Consider the following 7,518-nt stretch of genomic DNA (forward strand, 5'->3'; position numbering starts at 1 on the left):
CCTGAGCGATGGGGCGGTGCCGTGTCGCCAGGCCAACTGTAAAGTGTTGGTGTTACAGAGCAAGAATACCAATCAAGGAGCACTATCAATGACTGATAAGCGTGTAGAAGAAAAGGTTGCGCTGCCTACCGAGGAAAGCCGCAACCAGAGCCGCCGCGCCTTTCTGAAAGGCACCGCGGCGGTCGCGGGCGGTGTGCTGTTCACCAAGGCCGCCTCTGCCGACTACGATCCCAAGAAGGCGGTAGCACCCTACGCGGGCAAGAAGGAAATCACCGAGCCCCTGAAGGATGGTCCCTGGCGCAAGCGTCTGGGCTTCGGTGTGCGCAAGTATCCCTATGGCGTGCCTTCTCCTGACGTAAGCTATATTCAGCGTCGCACGCTGGAGTGGCTGACGCCCGACTCCATGGCGTCCATCACCATGACCCCGCTGCAGCACCTGCACGGCATCATCACCCCCAACGGTCTGCACTTCGAACGTTTCCACGGTGGTGCGGCTGACATCAAGGCCAAGGATCATCGTCTGGTCATTCATGGCCTGGTCGAGCGTCCGCTGATCTTCACCGTTGACGATCTGAAGCGCTTCCCCTCCATCTCTCGCATTCACTTCATCGAGTGTCCGGCCAACGGCGCGATGGAATGGAAGGGTGTGCAGCTGAACTCCGTTCAGTGGACTCACGGCATGATGTCCTGTGTGGAATACACCGGTGTGCGTCTGTCCGACCTGCTGAAGGAAGCGGGCATCAAGCTGGACAAGGCGCGCTGGATCATTCCGGAAGGTGCGGATGCCTCCGGCATGTCCCGCTCCATTCCGCTGGAAATCGCCATGGACGACTGTTTCGTGGCCTACGCTCAGAACGGTGAGCCGCTGCGTCGCGAGCAGGGTTATCCCATCCGTCTGGTAGTGCCCGGCTGTGAAGCCAACATGTGGGTCAAGTACCTGCGCCGCATCAAGGTCTCCGATGTGCCGCTGCAGCACCGTGAGGAAACCTCCAAGTACACCGAGCTGATGCCCGACGGCACTGCTCAGCGCTTCTCCTGGTACATGGAGCCCAACTCCGTCATCACCTATCCGTCTCCGGACTTCAAGATGCAGGGCCCCGGCAAGTACTATGTGCGCGGTCTGGCCTGGTCCGGCCGTGGCAAGGTGGCTCATGTTGACGTTTCCTTCGACGGTGGCAAGAACTGGCACGAGGCTCACTTCACCTCTCCGGTTCTGGACAAGGCGTGGACCCGCTTCGAGATCGAGTGGGATTGGGACGGCAGTGAAGCCTTCCTGATGAGCCGTGTCACCGACGAGACCGGCTATGTACAGCCGCCCATGCCGCAGATGCGTGCCATCGAGGGTACCAACAACGTTTACCACCGCACCGCGATGGTGACTTGGCGCGTGCATGCCTGGAACAGCAAGAATGGAGGCTTGATTGAAAATGTTCAGTACTAAGAAATCCCTGATTGCGGTGGCTGTTGCGGCCACCATGGCGGCGGGCTCTGCGCTGGCCATGTCCTCCAGCTCCGGCGGCAAGTCCACCGAGGCTGCAGCGGGCAAGACCGATGGCAAGTGGGCCGCCAACTACCGCGAAATCATCAAGGAAAATGGCGGCAAGTATCTGGACCGCGAGGTGATGGAAAAGATCCTGGGCGCGGACGTGAATTCCCTGCGCGCCAAGATGGATCCCAGCAACCCGTACTCCTTTGAAGTGGATGATGCCATCGACGGCGGCCCGCACGGCAACAGCCAGTGTAAGGTGCCGAAGGCATTCGTCGAGGTGTGGGACAGTGCCGAGAAGAACATGAAGGCCGACTATGTGGCCAATGGCTTCGGTACACCCATCTCCGAAGAAGCGGTCAAGCCGTGGGACATCAACGTTGACGGCGATGGCAACGGCTTCCCGATCCTGCCGGAAGACAAGTATGTCACCGTGGAGCGTGGCGGCGAAATCTATGTCCAGTTCTGCGGCATGTGTCACGGCGAGTTCGGTGAAGGCGCCAAGGGCTATCTGCCGCTGGCTGTGGACGAGGATCTGGTGACTTCCGACTTCCGTGATCCCGCGCCCATGAAGACCATCGGCAACTACTGGCCCTATGCGACCACCATCTTTGACTACAGCCGTCGCGCCATGCCGTTCTGGTCGCCCAACTCTCCGGCCATCGGTGATGCGGGCTACTATGGCATCGCGGCCTATCTGATCCAGGCCAACGCCATTCCGCTGGATGACGAAGGTCGTGAACTGGAAGATGATGAAAAGGCGACCCCGCAGGTGGTCATCGCTGCCAACAAGTACATGAAGAACCAGGGCAACTTCTTCTGTGATCACCGACCGATCACCCACAACAAGCGTTGCATGAAGGATTGCCCGGACTACCTGGTTGGCGATGGCGCCGGTGACATTCACCACTATCGCCGTGCGCGCACGCTGCCTGACGGTACCCTGCAGTACAACGTCAACCAGCGTCTGCACGAAGCACCTCCGGGTGTTGGCCACAAAGGCTTCTAAGGTTCTTCAACCTTACGATCCTGAACCGTGTCAAGCCCGCCATCCGGCGGGCTTTTTCTTTGTGCGGCATGCCAGGCGTCCGCGTCTCTCCCTTTACTGTGCGCCCGTTTTCATTCCATGGCGTCATGCACCTCAATCATCGAAGCTGTACATGCTTGCGGCAAACAGCTGGAACCGTGTTGCAAGCGCATCAGTTTTCCCTAAAATAGCGTTATTTCCCGCAGGATATAACGCATGGCCGAGCTCATCGACCCCTTCAACCGCCGCATCGAGTATCTGCGCGTGTCGGTGACCGACAAGTGCAACTACCGCTGCGGCTACTGCATGCCGCCTGAGGGCGTGCATCCGGAAGGGCGCCACACCGAATATCTGGACGCCGACGAGATCGAACGCATCGTGCGTGCCTTTGCCGAACTGGGCGTCAGAAAGATCCGCCTCACCGGCGGCGAGCCGCTCGTCCGCAAGGACCTGCCCGAGATTGTCCGGCGTATCGGCCGGATTGACGGCATCATCGATCTGGCCCTGTCCACCAATGCCCACCATCTGGCCCGCCACGCTCGCCAGCTGGCGGAAGACGGCCTTGACCGGATCAATGTCTCACTCGACTCTCTGAAGCCTGAGCGCTTTGCCGCCATCACACGAGGCGGCGATCTCATCAAGGTGCTCGGTGGCATCGAAGCGGCGCAGAAAGTGGGTCTCAATCCGGTCAAGGTCAACATGGTGGTGATGAAGGGCACCAATGATGATGAGATCGAAGCCATGGTGGACTTCGCCCGCACCCAGGGCGTGGAAGTGCGCTTTATCGAGACCATGCCCATCGGTCCGGCCGGCATCAGCGTCATGGATCAGCACTATCCGGCGGAGAAGATCCTGCAACGGGTGCGTGCCCATGTGGGCGACGAGCTCATCCCGCTGGCCAGCCGCTCCCATGATGGCCCGGCGCGTAACTTCCGCATCGGCGAGAGCGATACGAAAATCGGCGTCATCTCCGCCGTCTCTCAGCACTTCTGCGAGACCTGCAACCGGGTGCGCCTGACCGCCCGTGGCGTGCTGGCCCTGTGCCTGGGGCAGGAGGACAGCGTCAACCTGCGGGATCCACTGCGGGAGGGCATCAGCGATGAGGGGCTGAAGAGCCTCATCATCGAGGCCATCAAAAAAAAGCCGGAACGGCACCACTTCAACGAGAACATCCACAACATCGAATTCCGCCAGATGGTCAATCTGGGCGGCTGAGGGCACAGGAAGGAACCGATGATCGTCAACATTCTCTACTTCGCCAGCCTGCGCGAACAGCTGGGCACCGCTAATGAACAGTTCAACACCGATGCCGCCACCGTAGGCGAACTGCTCGATCAACTGTGTGCCCGCGGCCCCCGGTGGCAACAGGCCCTGTGTGACAACTCCCATCTGCAGATGGCGGTGGACCAGACCGTCGCCCACCGGGACACGCCGCTGCGTGATGGCGCCGAGGTGGCCTTCTTCCCGCCGGTGACCGGAGGCTGACATGAGTGACTGGGTGCGGGTGCAGACGGAAGACTTTGATCTGTCCACCGAGGTGGCGCGTCTGCGCGCAGGGAGAGCCGACATCGGCGCGGTGGTCACCTTCGTGGGTACGGTGCGCGACATCAACCAGGGGGACACGGTGGCCACCCTGGAGCTGGAACACTATCCAGGCATGACCGAGAAGGCGCTCAATGAGATCCGCGACGAGGCCCACCGCCGCTGGCATCTGGAAAACAGTCTCATCATCCACCGGGTCGGGCCGCTGCAGCCGCAGGATCAGATCGTGCTGGTGGCCACCGCCAGCCGCCACCGGCAGGACGCCTTCGAGGCGGCCCAGTTCATCATGGACTACCTCAAGACCCGCGCTCCTTTCTGGAAGAAGGAGCAGACCCCGGACGGCCACCGCTGGGTGGACGCCCGCGACAGCGACCGCGCCGCAGCCGAGCGCTGGGCGGAATGAGTGCGCGTCCTTTTGAGGGGTGTCGTCAGTGCACAAGGGCATGGCACATTTGCCGATAACACCCATCCTGCTCCGGATTACAATCACGCCACAGCCTTGAACGAGAGAGGACCCCATGCTGACCTTTGAACAGGCCTGGCAACAGCTGATGGACGCGGTCATCCCGCTTGCCGAGACTGAGGTGGTGCCGCTGGGAGCGGCCCATGGGCGCGTGCTCGCCGAAGACATTACGCCAGAGATGAACGTCCCGCCCCGACCGGTATCCACCATGGACGGCTACGCTCTGTGCGCGCTGGACTACGCCCCCGAGCGGCGCTTCGAGATCAGTCAGCGCATTCCGGCGGGCCATGCGCCCGAACCGCACAGAAAGGGCACCGTCGCGCGCATCTTTACCGGCGCCTTCGTGCCCGACAACGCCTTTGTGGTCATTCCGCAGGAAGAGGCGGTCATGCACGAGGACGGCACCGTCTCCTTCACCCCGCCGGCGGTCAAGCCGTGGCAGAACATCCGCCGCACCGGCGAGGACATCGAGGCCGGCAAGGTGCTGCTGTCCGCAGGCACCCGCCTCAGGCCTCAGACGCTGGGGCTGATCGCCTCCATCGGCCGGTCGGAGGTGACCGTCTTCCGTCGCCTCAAGGTGGCCACCTTCACCACGGGTGACGAGCTGGTCATGCCCGGCCAGCCGCTGAAAACGGGGCAGATCTACAACTCCAACCGCTTCGTGCTCCATGCGCTGCTGGAAAAGCTGGGCGTGGTGCTGATCGACCTGGGTCAGGTGGAAGACACGCTGGAGGCCACCGTGACCGCGCTGGAACAGGCGGCGGAGCGGGCGGATGTGATCCTCACCACCGGCGGCGTCTCCGTGGGCGAGGAGGATCACCTCAAGCCCGCGGTGGAGCGGCTGGGCTCGCTGGATATGTGGAAGGTGAAGATGAAACCGGGCAAGCCGCTGGCCTATGGAGAGGTGAAGGGCACACCCTTTATCGGTTTGCCGGGCAATCCGGTCTCCGCCTTCGCCACCTTCCATCTGTTCGCCCAGTTCTTTCTGCGTGCCACCGCCGGCGAGCGGGTGGCTCTCCCTGAGCCGATCCGGGTGCGCGCGGGCTTTGAGCGCAGCCGCCCCGGTCCGCGCAGGGATTTCGCCCGCGCCCGGCTGGAGAACCGCGCAGGCGAGACCTACGCCGTGCTCTATCCCAATCAGGGCTCCGGTGTGCTCACCTCGGTGGAGTGGGCCGAAGGCTTTGCCGTCATCCCGGAAGAGACGACCGTCTCTGAGGGTGACAGGATCGACTTCCATCCTTTTGCGGGACTGATGCCATGAGCGAGCTGACCCATATCGACGCGCGCGGCCAGGCGCGCATGGTAGATGTGACCGACAAGGCGGAGACCTTCCGCGAGGCCAGCGCCGAGGCGCGCATCCTCATGCAGCCGGAGACGCTGGCCATGATCACCGAAGGACGCCACAAGAAGGGCGATGTGCTGGCCACCGCCCGCATCGCCGGCATCATGGCGGCCAAGAAGACCTGGGAGCTGATTCCCATGTGCCATCCGCTGCTGCTCACCTCCGTCAAGGTGGAGCTGACCCCGGAGCCGGGGGAGCCTGCTGCCGTGCATATTGTGGCCACCTGCAAGCTCAAGGGGCAGACGGGCGTGGAGATGGAGGCGCTCACCGCCGCCGCCACCGCCGCGCTCACTCTGTATGATATGTGCAAGGCAGTGGATCGGGGCATGACCATCACCGACGTGCGCCTGCTGGAGAAAAAGGGCGGCAAGTCCGGCCACTGGGTGCGCCGGGCGGATGAAGTGTAGAGCGCTGCGCTGCCTGTTGCCCATGCTGCGACAGGGTGCGTGTGCTGACCCGGACGATGAGGGTCTGACCGAGGTCCCGCGGCAGAGCGGCGCCTCATCCGGGCATGCATGTTGATCCGTTCAGGCCGCTGTGCCCATTCAGCGGCAACCGCCGAAGAGCTCCTGAGCCGACGCTCCTCCGTCATCATTCCGACCAGCCGGCTGCGGGCGGCTTTTTCATGCCCTGTTGAGCCTTCTCCCTTCATGTGCGCTCTGTCCCCGTGAATTGAGGAACAGCGCACACCTGCAATGCCGACAGCGCCGTCATACGGGGTCTCCCCCGATTCTGCCCGGTCGTTCTCCAGCGCGCCAGGCGTGTTCCGCTTCCATTCTGGAAAAGAAGTGAGATACAGCAAAAACGCCCGGCGTCGCGAGCCTTCTCACTGTTTTATCCGCTCGCACGCAAGATGCACCTTCACGGCCAGACGCTTCACACATGCAACCGCCCCGACTTTGCCGAACAGCCCCGGAACCACGGGGTCTCCCCCATTTTTACCGAGCGCCGCGCCGGCGGCGAAAAGTGCGGCCTGCAAAATTGGGGGGAGACCCCGTTGAAAAGCGGTTTTTCGGGGTCTGGAGCGGGCAGGCCGGCATTTTTCCGGGCCGCTTGCGGCGCGGCAGAAAGGCATCTTGCAAAAATGGGGGAGACCCCGTCTTCCGGCGGTCCGGGTGTGCTGAAGGTACGGCCAGGGGTGTGGGTCGGGTGGTTGTGTGGTGAGTGGGGGGGACCGTCTTACAACACATGGTCCCGGTTTCAGCATGGCGTGCGGAGCCGTGCCGGAGTGTGATGGCGCATAGCCCGCGTTATGGTGGGTGGGTCGTGGTGAGGGGGGCGGTTCAGGCCGTCGCGTGTCTGCACACCGAACTCATCCGGGCGGGGAGAGATGGAGGCAGACTCCGAGCGAGGCCGGAGCTGGCAGGTGTCGGAGAAATGAAAACGCCCGCATGGCGGGCGTTCGGTAAAAGGCCGGGCGGATGCCGGTTCAGCGAATGGTGCCCAGGATCTGCTGCGCCCAGGTGTTGGCGGTCATGTAGAACATGGAGATGTTCATGATGTCCTGATCCTCGAACTGCAGGGAGGCCCAGTCGGTGCTGCCCTGCTCCAGGCTGCGTACGATGCGCAGCGCCTGACCCATGGCGCCTTCCATGTCGGTCAGGGCCTTTTTCATCGGCTCGGACAGAGGCAGCTGGTTGACCAGGTCCACCATGGGC

Annotated in this window: 7 protein-coding genes and 1 pseudogene; 7 read left to right on the forward strand and 1 reads right to left on the reverse strand. The window is 62.6% G+C overall.

The features are described 5' to 3' along the window. The first annotated feature begins 88 nt into the window (after positions 1 to 88). From soxC to moaC, 7 genes are all read left to right on the forward strand, one after another. Positions 89 to 1,441 carry a sulfite dehydrogenase gene (soxC, locus tag F8K16_RS00965; protein ID WP_294945690.1) on the forward strand — a complete coding sequence of 451 codons (1,353 nt, stop codon included), beginning with the start codon at positions 89 to 91 and terminating at the stop codon, positions 1,439 to 1,441. Further along, positions 1,428 to 2,495, forward strand: a complete 1,068-nt coding sequence (locus F8K16_RS00970) for a cytochrome c (protein ID WP_294945693.1) — start codon at positions 1,428 to 1,430, stop codon at positions 2,493 to 2,495. The genes soxC and F8K16_RS00970 overlap by 14 nt, the downstream gene beginning before the upstream one ends. Before the next feature lie 234 nt (positions 2,496 to 2,729). Beyond that, on the forward strand, positions 2,730 to 3,728 hold the full coding sequence (gene moaA / locus F8K16_RS00975; protein WP_294945695.1) for a GTP 3',8-cyclase MoaA: 999 nt from the start codon (positions 2,730 to 2,732) through the stop codon (positions 3,726 to 3,728). 18 nt (positions 3,729 to 3,746) lie between these two features. Continuing rightward, on the forward strand, positions 3,747 to 3,998 hold the full coding sequence (gene moaD, locus F8K16_RS00980) for a molybdopterin converting factor subunit 1 (RefSeq protein ID WP_294945698.1): 252 nt from the start codon (positions 3,747 to 3,749) through the stop codon (positions 3,996 to 3,998). Position 3,999: 1 nt separating this feature from the next. After that, positions 4,000 to 4,458, forward strand: a complete 459-nt coding sequence (moaE, locus tag F8K16_RS00985; RefSeq protein WP_294945701.1) for a molybdopterin synthase catalytic subunit MoaE — start codon at positions 4,000 to 4,002, stop codon at positions 4,456 to 4,458. Positions 4,459 to 4,573: 115 nt separating this feature from the next. Then, on the forward strand, positions 4,574 to 5,779 hold the full coding sequence (gene glp / locus F8K16_RS00990; RefSeq protein ID WP_294945704.1) for a gephyrin-like molybdotransferase Glp: 1,206 nt from the start codon (positions 4,574 to 4,576) through the stop codon (positions 5,777 to 5,779). Then, complete coding sequence (moaC, locus tag F8K16_RS00995) at positions 5,776 to 6,267, forward strand: cyclic pyranopterin monophosphate synthase MoaC (RefSeq protein ID WP_294945706.1); 492 nt, start codon at positions 5,776 to 5,778, stop codon at positions 6,265 to 6,267. Before glp ends, moaC begins: the two co-directional genes overlap by 4 nt. Positions 6,268 to 7,289: 1,022 nt before the next feature. Here moaC and F8K16_RS01000 read toward each other — a convergent pair. Next, positions 7,290 to 7,518: pseudogene (locus F8K16_RS01000) on the reverse strand (hypothetical protein); the annotation flags it as partial.

Source organism: Sulfurivirga sp. (genome assembly GCF_015490265.1).
GTDB lineage: Bacteria > Pseudomonadota > Gammaproteobacteria > Thiomicrospirales > Thiomicrospiraceae > Sulfurivirga.

Bases quoted from the DNA above. Each gene is read 5' to 3' on its own strand.
- soxC (WP_294945690.1), top strand. From the start codon at position 89: ATGACTGATAAGCGTGTAGAAGAAAAGGTTGCGCTGCCTACCGAGGAA.
- F8K16_RS00970 (WP_294945693.1), top strand. From the start codon at position 1,428: ATGTTCAGTACTAAGAAATCCCTGATTGCGGTGGCTGTTGCGGCCACC.
- moaA (WP_294945695.1), top strand. From the start codon at position 2,730: ATGGCCGAGCTCATCGACCCCTTCAACCGCCGCATCGAGTATCTGCGC.
- moaD (WP_294945698.1), top strand. From the start codon at position 3,747: ATGATCGTCAACATTCTCTACTTCGCCAGCCTGCGCGAACAGCTGGGC.
- moaE (WP_294945701.1), top strand. From the start codon at position 4,000: ATGAGTGACTGGGTGCGGGTGCAGACGGAAGACTTTGATCTGTCCACC.
- glp (WP_294945704.1), top strand. From the start codon at position 4,574: ATGCTGACCTTTGAACAGGCCTGGCAACAGCTGATGGACGCGGTCATC.
- moaC (WP_294945706.1), top strand. From the start codon at position 5,776: ATGAGCGAGCTGACCCATATCGACGCGCGCGGCCAGGCGCGCATGGTA.